Source organism: Terriglobia bacterium (genome assembly GCA_032252755.1).
In the GTDB taxonomy this organism is placed as follows: Bacteria; Acidobacteriota; Terriglobia; order Terriglobales; family Acidobacteriaceae; genus JAVUPY01.
The window spans coordinates 226,570-243,850 of the sequence record JAVUPY010000025.1 but is presented as its reverse complement, the minus strand read 5'-3'; the positions used below and the strand labels follow the sequence as shown (position 1 = coordinate 243,850).

The 17,281-nt window shown below is 57.4% G+C and carries 8 protein-coding genes; 2 read left to right on the top strand and 6 right to left on the bottom strand.

What is annotated here, in order from left to right:
- Nucleotides 1-190 precede the first annotated feature (190 nt).
- The gene (locus ROO76_06355) at nucleotides 191-1,447 is read left to right on the top strand and encodes a PLP-dependent aminotransferase family protein (GenBank protein ID MDT8067773.1); all 1,257 of its coding nucleotides are present in this window, start codon (nucleotides 191-193) and stop codon (nucleotides 1,445-1,447) included.
- A 146-nt stretch (nucleotides 1,448-1,593) separates the two neighbouring features.
- A complete protein-coding gene (locus ROO76_06350) occupies nucleotides 1,594-1,902 on the top strand; it encodes a ferredoxin family protein (protein ID MDT8067772.1) in 309 nt (102 codons plus the stop codon).
- A 183-nt stretch (nucleotides 1,903-2,085) separates the two neighbouring features.
- Here the strand turns inward: ROO76_06350 and gluQRS are convergent, their stop codons facing one another.
- The 6 genes from gluQRS to ROO76_06320 all read right to left on the bottom strand — a co-directional run bounded on the left by gluQRS (nucleotide 2,086) and on the right by ROO76_06320 (nucleotide 17,231).
- Nucleotides 2,086-2,940, bottom strand: a complete 855-nt coding sequence (gluQRS, locus tag ROO76_06345) for a tRNA glutamyl-Q(34) synthetase GluQRS (GenBank protein MDT8067771.1) — start codon at nucleotides 2,938-2,940, stop codon at nucleotides 2,086-2,088.
- A gap of 30 nt (nucleotides 2,941-2,970) precedes the next feature.
- Complete coding sequence (locus tag ROO76_06340; GenBank protein ID MDT8067770.1) at nucleotides 2,971-6,612, bottom strand: alpha-amylase family glycosyl hydrolase; 3,642 nt, start codon at nucleotides 6,610-6,612, stop codon at nucleotides 2,971-2,973.
- Nucleotides 6,613-6,752: 140 nt separating this feature from the next.
- Complete coding sequence (locus ROO76_06335; protein MDT8067769.1) at nucleotides 6,753-10,010, bottom strand: alpha-mannosidase; 3,258 nt, start codon at nucleotides 10,008-10,010, stop codon at nucleotides 6,753-6,755.
- A 176-nt stretch (nucleotides 10,011-10,186) separates the two neighbouring features.
- Nucleotides 10,187-13,312: a multidrug efflux RND transporter permease subunit gene (locus ROO76_06330; protein ID MDT8067768.1), complete on the bottom strand. Its 3,126-nt coding sequence runs from the start codon at nucleotides 13,310-13,312 to the stop codon at nucleotides 10,187-10,189.
- A gap of 13 nt (nucleotides 13,313-13,325) precedes the next feature.
- Nucleotides 13,326-14,411 (bottom strand): efflux RND transporter periplasmic adaptor subunit, encoded by a 1,086-nt coding sequence (locus ROO76_06325; protein MDT8067767.1) that lies wholly within the window; start codon nucleotides 14,409-14,411, stop codon nucleotides 13,326-13,328.
- 189 nt (nucleotides 14,412-14,600) lie between these two features.
- Nucleotides 14,601-17,231 carry a M1 family metallopeptidase gene (locus ROO76_06320; GenBank protein ID MDT8067766.1) on the bottom strand — a complete coding sequence of 877 codons (2,631 nt, stop codon included), beginning with the start codon at nucleotides 17,229-17,231 and terminating at the stop codon, nucleotides 14,601-14,603.
- Nucleotides 17,232-17,281: the final 50 nt, after the last annotated feature.

Genomic DNA, 17,281 nt, shown 5'->3' with positions numbered 1-17,281 from the left:
GGAGAAGATGAGTGCACATTTGATTGTATGGGAACCAGAGGCGCGAAAGAAGCGCTCCCGAACGATTTTTCCGGAACTAAGTTCGGACTCGGTCCTCACTCCGGCGAGTGATAAGAGTCACCGCAACCAGGCATACACGAGAGTAAGGCTAGGTTCCAGGGGGACCGTAGTTCCCCTCCAGGAGATTCGCATGTCTACTCCGTGGTCCCAGCGGTACGCGTTTCGTACCGCGAAGGTAAAAAGCTCTGCTATTCGCGAGTTGCTGAAACTGACGCAGAGGCCCGAGATCATATCTTTTGCCGGCGGCCTCCCGGCGGGCGAACTCTTCCCCACCGAACGATTCGCCGAAGCCTGCCGCAAGGTCCTTCTCGACAAACCGCAGGCAGCCCTGCAATACGGTCCGACCGAGGGATACGGCCCGCTGCGCGAGATGATCGCGCAGAACCTGAATCGTTATGGAATTCCGGCTTCGCCCGATAACGTCCTTATCACCTCAGGGTCGCAGCAAGCTCTCGATCTCATTGCCAAACTATTGATTAACCGTGGCGACCAGGTCCTCTGCGAGGCGCCTACGTACCTCGGCGCTTTGCAGGCCTTCAACGTTTTTGGCGCCCGCTACGTCACCGTCCCGGTTGACGACGACGGCATTCGGACCGATGTGCTCGAAGAGGCGCTGCGTAGTGGTCCGAAATTCATGTACTTGCTCCCCAACTTCCAGAACCCAGGCGGCGTAACCATGTCGCTGGAGCGCCGCAAGGAACTGGTCCGCCTGTCGAACCACCACGGCGTACCCATTATTGAAGATGATCCGTACGGTCAGTTGCGCTTTGAAGGCGAACATCAGCCACCGCTGGTGCTCCTCGATCGTCAGAACATGAGCAATGACCCGACCTACCAGTTGGGCAACATCATTTATCTCAGCACGTTCTCCAAGACGCTGGCACCCGGACTGCGCCTCGGCTGGATGGTTGCGCCGCCGGATGTAATCGGAAAGCTTGTGCAACTAAAGCAGGGATCCGATCTGCACACAAGCACGTTCAACCAGGTCATCGCTTATGAGGTCGCGCGCGACGGCTTCATTGACGAACATGTGCACATGATTCGGCGGGTTTACCGCGAGCGTCGCGACGTGATGCTCGCCGCCATGGATGAGTTCTTCCCGAAAGAAGTCCACTACACGCGACCCCAAGGCGGACTCTTCCTCTGGGTCACGCTGCCCGAAGGGCTCGATTGCGATCGTCTGTTCAAAGCGGCCGTCGACCAGAACGTTGCGTTCGTTCCCGGCTATTGCTTCTACCCCGAGGAGGCTGACGGTTACCGCAACCTGCGGCTCAACTTCTCGGCATCGCGTCCTGAGCAAATTCGCGAAGGCATCCGCCGGCTGTCTACCGCAATTCGCTTTCAGATGGAGGAGCACAAACTGCAGCACGAAGCTGCGATGGTCTAGCGACTCATCTGCGCTCGGAACCCTGCCCACATCCGCACACTATTCGCGGATGTGGGTATTTTTTCAGCAGTTTAGCTCTGTGAAGGTCGTCACAACAGGGGAGTGATTCGAATCACCGACCCATACGTCATGAGGTTTTACTGTGGATGAGTCTGGACGCAGCGATGGAGGCGTCCGAGAGAACTGGAGAAAAAGCACTCATGGCCTATGTAATCACTGATTCCTGCGCAAAAGATCAACTCTGTGTGGACTCCTGTCCCAGCGATGCCATTCATCCCAAGGCGGATGAACCACAGTGGGAAGCCGAGACACAGATGTACATAAATCCTGAGGATTGCATGGACTGTGGAGCGTGCGTTGCGACGTGCCCGACAAATTCCATTTTCCCAGTGGAAGAACTCCCAGAGGACAAGCAGGACGCCGTCGCGAAAAACGCCGCATTTTACGGCAAGTAGATTTTGATCTTGGGCGGGGACGGCGTTCTCCGGGCGCAATGCACGGAGTTCCCACCTTCTCCATCCCCACCACCGTCTCCGCCCTTGCAGAAACAGCGCCCATCTCCCCCCGGGCGCTGTTTTTTTTGCATTCTCACGCTCTCGGAGCCCCACATCTGCGCTCTTTTCGCAGATGTGGGTATCCTAAATATCTCGCTGCCATTCCGCCCGAATCTCTTCCGGCGCTCTCCCGGACTCCCGCAACGCTCTCAAACTCAACGCATCATGCCGCTTCGCGAGGCGCTCCCCCGACTCGTCCGTAACGAGATCGCAGTGATAGTACGCAGGTTGCGGTAATCTCAACGCGCGCTGCAGTAGAATTTGTCGCGCCGTCGAACGTAAGAGGTCCGCGCCACGAACTACCTCGGTAATCTTCATTCCCGCGTCATCGACAACAACTGCCAGTTGATAGGACGGAACGTCGTCGCGGCGCCACACAACGAAGTCACCGAAATCGCGACCAGCAACAAACTTCTGAGGTCCAAAATGTGCATCGTCGAAAGTGACGTTCTCCCCGTCCGGAACACGGAATCGCCAATTCATTCCGGCTGGATCATCGGCGGAAGATGTTTTGTCCCGGCACGTACCCGGATAGAGGGGTTCGTCGTCGGCCGCGTGAAGCAGTCCCTCGTGAGGCGCCTGCGCTGACTGCACCAGGTCCCTGCGTGAGCAGGAGCACGGATAGATGGCACCGCTTCTCCGGAGTTGTCGCCAGGCGTCCAAATAGAAGGATCGGCGCCTACTCTGCTCGTAGGGCGCGTACGGCCCGCCGATGTCAGGGCCCTCCTCCCACTCGATCCCGAACCATCGCAGGTCTTCGAACATCGCCTTTGCGAATTCGGGTCGCGACCGGTACGGGTCGAGGTCTTCATTGCGAAACACGAGTGTGCCGCCGGCAGAACGCGCGCGCTGGAATGCCACCCAGAACGTTGTGGCATGGCCGAGATGAAGGTATCCGGTGGGAGACGGCGCTATGCGTCCGCGATAGGAGGTTGGCACGCCTTTAGTGTAACCTCGAACACCGTGCGATCAGAGCTTTCGCGGAGCGTCGGAGTCGGTGGACTGCCGCGCGCTGTCAAGCAGAGATTCGACCCGGTAGCCGCCTTCGGACGCCGCTCTGAAGCGCTCCCGTACCTGCTCTTCCAATTTGGCAAGTTCCGGTACGGCGCTCTCTCCGGCGGCGATTTCGAGCAGTTTCGGCAGAGTGCTCCACCATGTCAGTTGCTCGAATGATTCTTTATTGAAGTAGCGCACACCCTCATACTCGTGCACACCGAGCAGCCACGCGACATCGGGATCGTGCTCCCAGCTTAGAGTTGCCGGTGGCATCCCTGACGTTTTCACCGGAGCAGGACACCAGGCTTCATGCGCGAAGCTGGCTCGAATGCGCGCCGCCGAACGCCAACGATCCTCGCCCTGCATGCCCATCTTTGCGAGTGCTTCGGCAATCGGCTCGCGCAATCGCAATGCGTCAAAGACAGCGACCGCACTGACGCAGGGAGACTCCGCATTTTGTGCGGTGCCAATGATTTCCAACGCCGCCCACGCCAGCACTGCGCCCCACCTGGGTAGCGCCTGCTCGATAGATTCTCCCGCGGCAGGTAGCACGACCTTCGCTTGCGATGATAGCGAGCTGTCAATGCCCGCGATTACGGATGGCAGTCGTAACGCTGCAGTAATCTGCTCAATAAAGAGCTCCGCCGGCTGTACCTTCCCATCGCTCCACTCTCTCGCCAGCTTCAGTCCCGCCGATTCGCCAGTCGGCGTGGCTGCGAGCCGCTTCACCTCGGCAAGGAAAACGCCGAACAGATGCTGCAACGCGGAGAATGTTTGTTCACGATTTCCGTCCGTGGGCGGCGTGACCAGCTCTTTAGTTCGCTTGCCCGACTTTGGAATCTCCTTCGGAACCGGTACTTTAACAGCACATTCTGCAAATGACCGCACCAGCCGGGAATCCAGCATGGCAACGACTGCGTCGTGTACTGGTTTCAGTTCGAGCGCACGCAACGCGTCGTCAAGGCTGGAAACGCCGCGACCGTTCAACGACTCACACAACAGCCCCCACGGCCGCGTACCGTCGTCGCGAATATCGCGCCACTCGAGGAAGACGTGTGTCTTGTAGGCATCCAGGCTCAGGTGCAGGCCACGTTCCGTGAGATCTCGCTGTCGATGAAGAAATTCCAGGCCACTTGCCGCATCGCGAAATGCGACATACATCGCGCCATCGCCTGAGAGCCCGAAACACTCGCCGAGAGTCTTCTGCCGAGTACGCTTTCCACCGTCACCGGTTTTTTCCGCGTAGCCGCAGGAGATGCGCACCCATCCGCGCGTCGAGGAGAACTTGTTGTGGTAGACAACCAGCGCTCGTTCGTCGCCAAGCCGGTTCGAGTACGCGAACACGTTTTCGTCCACCCACCCGTCGTCGGTGTAGAAATCGTAGAATAGGAAATCGCGGACTTCCGCGAACAACGCCCGCCGGTGCAGCAGGGGCGAAATTTCGCGCTCGTGCCTCGCCACCAGCCACGAATCCGGCCGCTCGTCGTAATAGGCACGACGATACTCCATGCCGTACTTCTCGCCGTACCCCTCCATCTGGCCGTGCCCGAACATCGGCAAACCGGGCAGAGTTGCCATGAGCGTGCACACGCCAAAATACTTGTCGCCCTTCCCGAATTGTTCGACGGCAGTCTTCTCGTCGGGATTGTTCATGAAGTTGACGTAACGCTTCAGCACGTCGGGGTCGAATTCGAGCGTGTTCTTGATCACGCTGCGGTAGTTCGCGTTCTCTTCATCGCGAAGCATATTCATGAACGCGCTGTTATATACGCGATGCATTCCCAGGGTGCGAACGAAATATCCCTCCATCAGCCAGAACGCTTCGGCGAGCAACAAAGTTCCGGGAACCTCTTGCGCAACTCGATCCACCACTTCACGCCAGAACTCCTGGGGAAAAGTGGCGTCGAACTCCGCCCTCGTCATTCCGTGCTCGGCGCGGGAAGGAATCGCACCACCCGTGCCCGGTTCCGGAAACCATAACCGCTGGTAGTGTTTCTTCGCCAGCGTCATGGCTGCGTCGAAACGAATGATCGGGAACATTCGCGCGACGTGCAGGATCGTCTGGATGACAGCCTCGCGCACCGCAGGATCGAGATAGTTCAGTTGCGCGGTGTCATTCCACGGAAAGCTGGTGCCGTCGTTCCCGTGGTACACGTAGCGGGTATCGCCAGTCCATCGATCGATGCGGCGGAAGACAACGGCCGCGTCGGTACGGTTGTAATAATGATCTTCAATCTTGATCTCGACGCGCCCATCGCTTGAGAGATCCGGCCCCTCGAACCGGTAGCCCGGGTAGGGTGAGTGCGGCAGAGAAAGGAACCAGTCGGGATGCTGGATCACCCAGCGCGAATCGATACCCATATGGTTCGGAACCATGTCGCTGGCCAGGCGAATGCCGCGTCGGGTGGCCCGCTCGCGCAGGGAGTGGTAGGCACCGTCACCGCCGAGATCCGCCGCAATCACATAATCGGCGAGAGAATAGGCCGATGCCGCGGCTTCGGGATTCCCGCACATCACCTTAATATTGCGCGACGCCTTGCTGCGCTCCCAAAGTCCGATCAGCCATAGCGCGTTGAATCCTCGGCGCGCGAGCAGATCGAGTTCTTCGTCGGGAATTTCGTCAAGTCGATGAATTCCGCGCTGATACTGCCGCGACAATTGGTCTAGCCAGACGTACACCGTCTTCGCCATCATCACGGTCTTCGGCATCCAGTCGACGTCCGGGCTGAAGGCCTCGTACTCGTGATCGCCGCCCATGCCTAAACGTGGTATAGCCGCCGCGCTGGAATCGCCTCCCAACGTCACACCGCCGCCGAAATGTTCATGCGATGGCGGATGGAAACGCATCCATATCGCTTTCTCTTCTTCCTGGAGAACATCGAGCGCCGTGAGGAACCGGCGAAGCGACTCGCCAAGCATGTTCTTCCACTTCTCCTGGATGAACGCCAGTTGTCCGGCCAATGAATCCGGCGATGCCAATGCCGGCGCGCGGAGGACATCGAGGAGGTTTTGTTGCTCGAACTTCGGCCGCGTATCGAAATATGAGCGCAGCGTCGACGTCAGTTCCTTGTAACTGGTGGTCTGCGCCAACTGGTCGTCCTTGAAAAGCTCGTCAAACGGCTTGAATGCCGGATTTTGGTTGGCCAGCCAAAGCATCGCCAACTCTTCCAGGGCGATGGCCCGATGCGGCGTCCGCCCCGTGCTAGCGTTCAACCACTCCCGCACCGATATCTTGCCGCGAAATACGTCGACTGTCGGGAAATGGTCCGCGAAGGCGAGCAGAGTTCGATCGAGTTGCTCCTCGCCAAGCCGAGACTGGAAAAAGGAAAGAGCATCCACCATCACGCCCGGGTCGAGTTGCTCCCGATAAACGTGCAACACCGCGTGCAGCGCCTCGTCGATGAGCCCCATGGCGTTGAGCGCGCCCGGATGCATCGCTTTTTCCGGATTCCGCTCGGCATCGCGGATCACGTTCACGCGATGCGCGAACTCGCGAGCCGCATTCAGGTCGGCAAAAACCACATTACCGCTAATCGTGAACAGCGCGTCGGCAAAGCCGTATCTTTCCCGCGCGTCGCGAGAAACATGGAACTCGAATGTGGGCAGGCGGCTCATTGGGTCTCGACTATCATAAGACACAGAGGCGAACGGGCACGTTGTAATCCCTTGAGAAGTTTCGTCACAGGTCATAAGTCGCAGAAGCAAAGCTGCACTCCCGCTGCACCTGAGACCTGGACCCGCAACCTGTGATTATTTCACTTCGCGAACTCCACTCGCACGGTCCGAATTTCATACGGCTTGGTCGGGACCTTTACTTCGCTTCCATTCGCGGTTAATGCGAGCAATTGCTCACCCTTTTCCATCAGATTGACGTCATACGCGGCTTTCGCTGGTCGCGGAAGATGAATCCCGACGTTCCCTGTCTTCCCCGCCCACTCGTAATACCGAATGATCATGCTCTGATCGTCTTCCGCCTGCTTCACGTCACTGATGACGACGTTGTCGGCATCCGTGGAGATGAACGATTTCTGCGCGGGTAGCGGTCCCGAATGTAGCGGCATGGAAATCGCGATGAGCGGATCGTTCAGGTCGTAACCCTCGCGAACCGTCAGCGCGTCTTTCCACGTTCCTCCGTGCGGATAAACCGAGTAGGTGAACTCGTGATGCCCTTCGTCCGCATGTGGGTCCGGATACGTCGGAGATCGCAGCAACGATAACCGTAGCACGTTGTCCTTGGCGTCATATCCGTACTTGCAATCGTTCAGAAGGCTAAGCCCGTGCTTTGCGTCGGACAGGTCTGCCCAGCGCAACGCCGGAACCTCGAACTTCGCTTTCTCCGCAGGAGTGCGCCGCGTCGTCGGCCGCTCGATCGAGCCATACGGAATTTCAAACGTCGCCTTGTCGGCTGTCACGCTCACCGGGAACGCGACCTTAAGCAGAACGTGCTTCTCGTGCCAGTCGACGTTCATCTTCACGTCCAATCGCGGCACGCCCGCATACATTGTGATGTCCTGGACGAACTTCGAATTCGCCGTGTGCTTTTCGACACGAACCACGGCCTTGAGCGGCGTGTTCTCGACGAGTTTTACACTGTCGGCCTGCATCAGGTCCGTATGTTGCTTCGTGAAGTCGGCGTCGATGTTCCACGCATCCCACTCCTTCGGCTTGTCTACAAAAGTCTGGAGAAGGTTGCCGCAGGGTTTTCCCTTCAGGTTGGCCGGCGAGCCTTCGCTCTCGACCGCCAGAGCGAGCGACTCGGTGTTGCTGCGCTTATCGAAGAGGCTGGTGATGCACCCGGTTTGCGGATCGATGTCGACGCGCAGAAACTCGTTTTCCAGGTGATCCACCCGGGCGGTGAGGGCAGGTCCTTTCGCCGGCGAGCCGTTTGCCCCGCTGGCGAGCGTAATGGTTTCGTAGCCAAGCGGCGGAACATCACTCACGAACAGTCGCAGATGAGCCCGATTTGTAGCCGGATCTTTGCCCAGCACCTCGATCGGGACGTTCTTCCCACTCGAATCCCTCGCGCGCAATGAAGTGAATGCCGCCGGCATCTGAACCTCAGTCTCGATCACCTCGGTCCTCGGCCACGAGAGCTGATTGAAGACCAGGATGGATGTTCCACTTGTCTTCACGTTCGCCGCGATGTCCTCGATCGCTTTGTGCGCAATATCTTTCGTGATGTTGTCTGCTTCGGCGTACTTTCGCGCAGCATCGACATAATTGATGTGGATTCCGCTGCCCGGAAGGATGTCGTGAAATTGGTTGAACAGAATATTCTTCCACGCCCTCTCGAACTGAGCCTTCGGGTAAGTCGCGCCGAAGAGCGAATCGATGGCCGCCAGTTTCTCGGCATTCAGGATCAGAACTTCGCTCTTGCGGTTATGCTTCTTCTCTTCCGCCTGCGTTGTTTGAACTCCGCGATGATATTCAAGATAGAGTTCGTCATCCCATGTCGGAATTTTCAAGTCGGCCTGGCTCTTCTGCAATTCGGCAAAGTAATTCCCTGCCGTGTCGAAGTGCAGTTCGGGAAAGACCACATCTTTCTTCTGCCAGCGCAGGCCGGTGTCGAGATCCTGCCGGGTCGGGCCTCCGCCGTGGTCTCCCACGCCGAACAGGAACATCATGTTCAGTGCGCCGTCGGGCGTGCTTGGTGAACTCGGGTCCTCCTTCCACATCGCCGGCGCATAGTGACTCAGGTCGTTAGCCATTCTCGCCGGGTCGATAGGGTTCGCGTAGTCATGCGGGAAGTAAGTGAGCAGACTGCTGCCATCCGGCGCCTCCCAGCGGAAAAGCTTGTATGGGAAGGCCGTAGTATCGTTCCAATAAATTTTCTGAGTGACGAAATAATCGATTCCGGCGCGCTTGTAAATCTGCGGCAACTGCCAGTTATAGCCGAAAGAATCCGGGTTCCAGCCGATCTTGACGTCAACACCGAACTTCTGCTGGAAGTAGCGTTTGCCGTAAAGCAACTGCCGTACCAGCGATTCTCCATCCGGGAGGTTCAGGTCGGGTTCCACCCACATTCCGCCGACGATCTCCCAGCGTCCTTCCTTCACTCGCTGCTGGATTTCCTTGAACATCTCCGGATACTTATCTTCCATCCACTTGTAGGTCTGCGCCGTCGCCATCGTGAATGTGAGCTGCGGATATTCCCGCATCAGTTGCAGCACGCTGCCGAACGTATTGCGCGTCACCTCGACCGTCTCCGTCCACGGCCACAACCACGCCATGTCGATATGAGAATTGCCACTGGCGTGAATGCTGAACTTCTTGACGTATGGCCGAAGCTGCTCGAGCGTTTCTTGCGATTTCCGCAGCGAAGCATCGAATGCCGCCTGCTCTCCCTTGTCGAGCGCACTTGTGTCGATTGCCTTTACCGCCTCGTCCATCAACTGGTCGCGCTGCTGCTTTCCGTCTTCACAAGCATTGATGAGCGGGTAAACGGAGTCGATCTCGTCCGCAATCATCGCCGGATCGGGACGGCTGTCCGGCGGCGTTACCAGCAGCGTCGAGCGCCAGATCTGCGTCTTGTCACCGGAACCAAGCACGCGGACAGCGATAACAAACTTCTGCCCGGGCTGAGCGTTTTCGGTCAGCGTGATCGGAAGCTGTGTCTCCTCCTCATTTCGCCCCACCATGTTCCCGTTTGCGAAAACGGAGACATTGATCGTCTGCTTGCTGGTGACGTAGAGGTCCAGTTGAAGGCGCGCGCCCTTCGGATCGTAGCCATTGAACTGCTGCGGGACTTCAATCGTTTTGCGAAGCCAGTAGGCAGGCATGCTCCACGGTTGTTTCACCTCCACGGGCGACCACTTTGAGTCATCCAAAGCGACATCTTCGGGGTGTGGAGAGTCGGCGATGTGTCCGCGCCAGCCGGTGACGGGAACCTCGACCGCCAGGCGAATTCGGTCGAGCGTTGTCTTGTAGGGATTAGGAGCGACGGTTGGATACTTCTGGGCGAAAGCTGCGCACGAAACGGTAAGAATCACGAACAGCCAAAGAGCGCGCTTCATCAGGGCCTCGTAGGACTTGCAGTTTGAGAATGACGTGCTGCTCCCGCGGCGAAAACCTTGGGCCGATAAGTATATCGTCTCAAACCACACCCGCAAGCAATGAGTGCATGCATAATTCGAAGGCCGGGCCTCCTTGTGACCCGGCCTTCAACTTTCAGCTTTAGAGTTTCGACTTCTTACGATTCCTGTTCGGTCGGCACCGTCTCCCGGTTCATCGGCAACCAGCCTCGGACCAGCACGTAGAGAATCGGGATGACGAACAGGTTTAGCGCCGTCGAGACGATCATTCCGCCAAACACCGTGGTGCCCACCGAATGCCGTCCCGCAGCACCGGCACCGGTCGCAAATACCAGCGGCAGAACACCGAGAATGAATGCCACAGAGGTCATCAGGATGGGCCGCAGGCGCAGGCGCGCGGCCTCGACCGCTGACTCGAAGAGCGGCAGTCCTCTATGCTGTAACTGTTCGGCGAATTCGACAATGAGAATGGCGTTTTTGCTCGCGAGACCAATCAGCATCACCAGCCCTACCTGGCAGTAGACATCGTTTTGAAGTCCGCGTATCCACTGCGCCGAAAGCGCGCCCAACACTGCCAAGGGAACCGATAGCAAAATGATGAACGGCAGCACGAAGCTCTCATACTGTGCAGAAAGGGTCAGATACACGACCAACAAGCCGAGACCGAAAAGAAGGATGGTCGTCCCGCCCGACTGCCGTTCTTCCAGCGACAGGCCAGTCCACGAGAACGAATACCCGGGTGGCAATGCCCGAGCAGCTGTCTGCTCCATCGCGTCCAACGCTTGTCCCGAGCTAAATCCCGGTGCGGCGCTGCCGTCGATCTCCGCAGAGCGGAACAGGTCGTAGTGGCTGATGACGCTTGCGGTGGTGGTCTCCTGCACTTTCACCAGGTTATCCAGCGGAATCATCTGGCCGGTGCTGGCACGCACATAGTACTCGCGCAAGTCGCGCGGAGACTCGCGGAATTCGCTTTCGGCTTGCACGTAGACACGATACGCACGGTTGTCGTAATCGAAATCGTTTACGTACACCGAACCCATGAATACTTCCAGGGCGTTCGCAATTTCTGTGAACGAAACTCCCAGCGATTCTGCCTTTTCGCGATCGATTTCGATCAGGAACTGCGGTGTGCGCGCGCTGTAGGTCGCGAAAAGCGATTGAGGCTGAATCGCAGGTTGTTTCGCCGCTTCGCCCACGAACTTGCGCATCACCCCTTCTAGATTTTCCAAACTCCCCGCGCCTGTCTGCTGAAGTTCGAACTGGAAACCACCGAATTCGCTCAATCCCTCAATAGGAGCCGGGATGAACGGAATGACGAACGCCTCCTTAATCGATCCCAGCGGTCCACGCAGGCTGTTCACAATCGCTTCCAGCGAATGCCCTTTGCCCTCGCGTTCTCGAATATCTTTGAGGTTAATAAAGATGATTCCGTGATTTGGAGCCGCTCCCCCGAAACTGAAACCTGGAACTGAGAAGATCGCGATTATGTCTTTGTTTTGAGCGAGTATCTGCGAAGCGCGATCGCATACTTCTCTCGTGTACTGCAGAGAGGCTCCCTCGGGCGCTTGCACCACCACCATGAAATAACCCGAGTCCTCATTGGGAACGAAGCTGGTGGGAACACTTCGGTAGACCCAATAGGTGGCCCCGAACAGCACCAGGAACACCGCCAAAACCGCGTATCGCGCCCTCTCCAATTTTGGCAGGGTTGAGATGTACCACGCGGTCACTGCCGCAAGTCCACGGTTAAACGCTCTGAACATCGCATTCGGAGCACGGTGTTCCTTTTTCAGCAGCAATGCCGCCAGTGCAGGAGACAGTGTCAAAGCGTTGAACGCGGAAAGCGCGATGGAAAATGCGATGGTCAGCGCGAACTGCTGGTACATGCGGCCCGTGGTGCCCGGGAACAGACCGACAGGAACGAACACGGCGATCAGCACGAGAGACGTCGCGACAACCGCGCTGGTGACCTCCCCCATCGCAACCTGAGTCGCCTTGGTGGCGTCGTGCTCTCCCTCCTGTATGTGCCGCTCCACGTTCTCGATCACAACGATCGCATCGTCAACGACAAGACCCGTAGCCAGGGTTATTCCAAACAGTGTCAACGTGTTGATCGAGAAGCCAAACAGTTTCGCGAACATGAACGTGCCGACCAATGACACCGGGATCGTGATCGCTGGGATTAACGTACTCCTCGTTGTCTGCAGAAAGATGAAGATCACGAGGATCACGATGATGATCGCTTCCGCCAGTGTCTTGAGAACTTCCTTGATCGACTGATCCACGGCGGCCGTGACGTCGAATCCGACCGCATACTTGAGTCCCGGCGGAAAACTCTTCTGCAGCCGCTGCAGTTCACTAACTACGCCTCTCGAAACCTCCAGCGCGTTGGCCGTGGAAAGCTGCTGTATACCGATGCCCATGGCATCGTGGCCGTTGAACCGCAGCTGTGTGCCATAGCTTTCGGCACCCAATTCGGTGCGGCCCACGTCACGAAGCTGAATTATGGAACCATCCACCGCCCGTTTCACGACAACGGCGCCGAACTGTTCGGGTGTCGTAAGACGGCCGATTGCCCGGACGCTGATCTGATATTCCTGGTTCGGTAGTGCCGGTGGCTGTCCTACCTGTCCCGCCGCGACTTGCAAATTCTGGGCGCGAAGCGCATTGACGACGTCATCCGCAGTCAGACCTCTCTGGGCGAGCTTTGCCGGGTCGAGCCAGATCCGCATTGCATATTTTCGTTCGCCAAAAATCATCACATCGCCGACGCCCTTTACGCGCTTCAGGGCATCACGCACATAGATATCGAGATAGTTGCTGATGAATAGCGTGTCGTATTGACCCTTGTCGGCGTAAAAACCCAGCACCATCACGAACGAACCGGAGTTCTTGTTGATCGTGACTCCCGTTTGCTGGACCACACCCGGAAGGCGACCCATTACCGTCGAGGTACGGTTATTGACGTCCACGGCTGCGATGTCGAGGTTCCGATTCAGGTCGAAGACCGCGGTTACACTGCTCGATCCGTCATTACCGCTGCTGGAACTGATGTACCGCATGCCCTCGGCGCCATTGATGGCGCGCTCGAGAAGGGTCGTGACGCTCGTTTCCACGGTTTGCGAGTTCGCACCGGTGTAGTAGGAACTGACGGTCACCGTCGGCGGCGCAAGACTCGGAAACTGCGCGATCGGCAAGGTTGGAATCGAGACTGCACCCGCGAGCACGATGAGCAGAGAACACACGGTCGCAAAGACCGGTCGTCGAATAAAAAAGTTAACCACAGGGTGTCCTCCGCTATTCCGGTTGCACCGGCATGCCGTCGACAAGATTCTGCACGCCCGTGGTTATCAGTTGATTTCCCTGTTCCAGCCCGCTCACCACAACGTAATCGTTTCCGCTAATCCCGCTTGTATTGATCGCCTGTTGCTTCGCTACGTAACCCTTATCGGTCTTCTGCACCAGGAATGCGAACGCCATATTCCCCAGGTGCGCAACCGCCGTAACAGGAACCACCACACGGTCCTGCTCGTTCCAGATGACCCGAACGTGCACGAGTTCGTAGTTCCGGAACCTACCTTCGGCGTTCGGGACCGGAGCCTTGATCAGCAGCAGTTGGTTCGCGTTGTCGACTCGCGGCGATATGAAGTAGACCTTCGTGCGCAACGCAACCTGGCCATTTACCAGTACATCCACCGGCGTGCCGATCTTAGCCCGTCCGGCATCCCCGGCAGGAATCGAGATATAGGCCTCAAGCGGACCACCGTGGTCGATGGTCGTCAGCGCTGTCGAAGTCTGTACGCGATCGCCAACTCGAACCGGAATATCCCCAATCGTCCCGTTATCCGGTGCGGAAACCGTGTGGTAGCGCAGTTGGACGCTCTGCTGCCGAACAGTCGCTTCGGTTGCGGCCACATCTGCTCGGGCCGCGTCATAGGCGGTCTGCGCCTGGTCGAGTTCCTGCTTCGGGATCACTCCGGCGGCGTACAGGTTCTTTTTGCGCTCGAGGTCCACACGATCATATTCCAGCGTCGCCTGTTTGTTCTTTAGCGACGCTTCCTGCGACCTCAACGTGGCCTCCTGGAGTCTCGGATCTATCACCATCAGCGGCTGTCCGGCGGTCACTTGCTGGCCAGAGTGCACGAGGATTTTAGTGATCTGCCCCTCAACTTCAGGTTGGAGAATGGCCGAACCGCGTGCTTCCAGGGTCGCGATATATTCCGTATACTCGGGAACCTTCTTCGTCTGAACCGTCTCAGTTTTTACCGGCAATCCGGACATGACCGGCCCCGCAGGTTTGCCTTTGTCGTGATCGCAGGCACTAAAGAAAAAAAGAAGTGCGATCGTGCACGCGGCCGGCATTAGGAACTTGGAGAAAGCCATAAGTGCTCCGATGTTTAAAAGCCACAATGAATGTTCACAGCGCCGACTAAAGATAAATCAACCAATTAGGATTAGCTGTGTCAAGGCCAATGTCAAGAAATCAAAGGCGGGCTGATTACGGATTGAAGCTGGTCAAAAGCAGACGAAAAAAAGCGGCGGAATTTTCCGCCGCTCTGCTGCACGTCGAACCTACCGCGATTCGGCTACGGTGTTCTTCTGAAGCCATTCGGCCAGCGGTTGCTCTTGCCGCTGCTTCAGTTCGATACAGTAGTTGATGGATTCCTGAATGCCCTTGAACTGTCGCTCCGCCCCTGGAATCGGGTGCGCATCGTAGAAATTTTTCACGTCGTCTCGTTTCTGAGCATCGCAGAAACTCCCCGTTCCGCCGAAGGCAACCGGAGCTGCTCCCTCTATCCCGCCCCCAGCTTTCTTCGCCAGGTCATTCCAGTGCGTCTTGACGAAGTTCCATGCCAGGTCGCCGCCCGCATGGTTCTCCATCACCATCGGAATGATATACAAGTCCTGGTTGCGCACCGCGGGCGACAAAGCAAACTCAAGCGTCCTCTCCAACAATTGCGGCTGCTGGAAATCGGCTAGCGCGTAGAAGTACTTGTAATACTCCTGCGGCGTCTTCGCCTCTTTCAGCTTCGCCATGAACTGGTCATACAGGTCCGCGTTCCCATGCAGCGCCGCTACCTCTATGGCAACTCCCGAAAGATTTGGCGAAACGCTCGTCGGGTCTTTCATGTACTCCTGCGTCAGTTTCTGGCACTCAGCAATAATCTCCGGATCCTCACCGGTCCGACCGCCGAGTATCCCGTACAGCCTTGGCCTCAATGCGGCAACTGAATCCGATTCTCCCGGCTTCGGCAGCATCCCGATATCGTTCAGCACAGGTTTGAAGTAGCCGCGAACCCATTTCTGAAATTCCGGCCGGTCATTCTGGCTGATCAAATGGCGCCCGATGTACTGTACCGGTCGAATGATCTCGGAAAGCACGAAAGTGTTCCGGTCACCCTTCAGACTATCGACAAGGGAGAGGAATTGCGGCACGGTGTGCCGTCCCGCACGCACCAGCGCCCAATCGTCTGCGACCAGCGAAATGCGCTCTTCGGGTTTGAGTTCCGTCTCGAGCGATGTCCCTTTCACTGCCTGTGCGTCGAAGCCGTAGCGGTAGTAACCCGCGCCGCCCGCGTCAGGGAAAATCCGAGTGCTGCTGTTGGACAAGGTGAATGTCTGCTGCTTGGAACTGAGCAGTTCGCATTGCATGCCGCCGGGCTTCGAGCCGGTATTTAATCCTTCCAGGCACACCGGGATGGTCCAGGTCTCGTTCCCACCCTTCGCAAACAGGTTCGGATCGTAGTAGTAGCGCTTCTGTGAAAGCGTGACTTCCGTCTTACCATTCGCCTGCTTCACCGAAGCATCGACGAAAGGAACGCCGGGTTGCATCACGAAGCTTTCCATGATCTTGTCCGCTGGTTTCTTTGAGACTGCCGCTTGCGTATTCCAGAAATCCTGCGCCGTCGCATTGCCGTATTGATGCTGCTCCAGGTAGCGATTCACGCCAGCGCGGAATGTTGCCGGCCCGAGATACGATTCGACCATGCGCAATACGGCAGCGGACTTTCCGTATGCAATTCCATCGAAGAGCGCGTTGATCTGCGCCGGTGTCTCCGCTTCCTGGTGGATTGGGCGCGTCGCGACGACAGAGTCGCCGTTCATCGCACTGTTTGCTTCCGCCACTACTTGTTCGTTCTGCTTCCACTCCGGCTTCCACGCTTCCAGCGGCTTGGCGGTCATCCACGTTGCGAAGCCCTCGTTCAGCCAGATGTCATCCCACCACTTCATGGTCACCAAGTCGCCGAACCACTGGTGCGCCATTTCGTGGGCGATCACACCTGCGATGTTGATCTTCTGGTCCTCAGACACCGTCTTGGGATCGGCCAGCAACAGCGACTCCCGGTAGGTGATCGCGCCTGCATTTTCCATTGCGCCCGCTTCAAAATCGGGGACCGCAATCTGGTCCAGTTTGTGGAACGGATACTTGATCGCGAAGTACTGGTCGTAATAGTGCAGGATGTGCTTGGTCGCTTCCATGGCGAAGGCACCCATCTGTTCCTTGCCCGGAACAGAACATACCCGCAGCGGAATCCCATCTTCCTGGTCCGAAATGCACTTCCACTCGCCCACGAGCATGGCAACCAGATAGCTGGAGAGCTTAGGCGTCTGCGCAAACTTCATGGTGTGCGAATTTGCGCCCGGCCCCGGCGTATCCGATATCATTTTGCCGTTCGAGATCGCCGTATCTTCCTTGGGAGCGATGATCGTGATGTCGAACGTAGCCTTGTAATCCGGTTCGTCCCAGGACGGGAAAGCGCGCCTCGCGTCCGTCGCTTCGAATTGCGTCACCGCGTACTTCCGCCCGCCTGACTTGCTGAGGTAAAACCCACGGAGTTTGTTGTTCAGGATTCCGGTGTACTTGATATGAATGGTCGCAGCGCCCGCGGGAATCTCCTTCGGAACCGTGAGCGTCGCCATTTCGTTCTTCTCATCGGTCGTGACAGTCGCCTTCTGCGATTTTCCTCCGGCATCAATCGTTACGTCCTCGAACTTGATTTCGGCGGCATTCAGAACAATTTTCGACATCGGTTGAGGAACATTCACCTGGATGATTTCATCACCGCCAAACGTATCGTTTGTGAAGTCCGGCGAAAAAGTGAGCTTGTAGGAATTGGGGACTGCCGTATGCGGCAGACGCTGGGCCTGGCCAACCGCCGCCAGCCCAAGGACAACCAGGAAACACACAATCGTCTTTTTCATGTTTTTTTAGAATCCAGAAGGTCTTTCGTGCCCTGCTTCCTCGCGAGGAT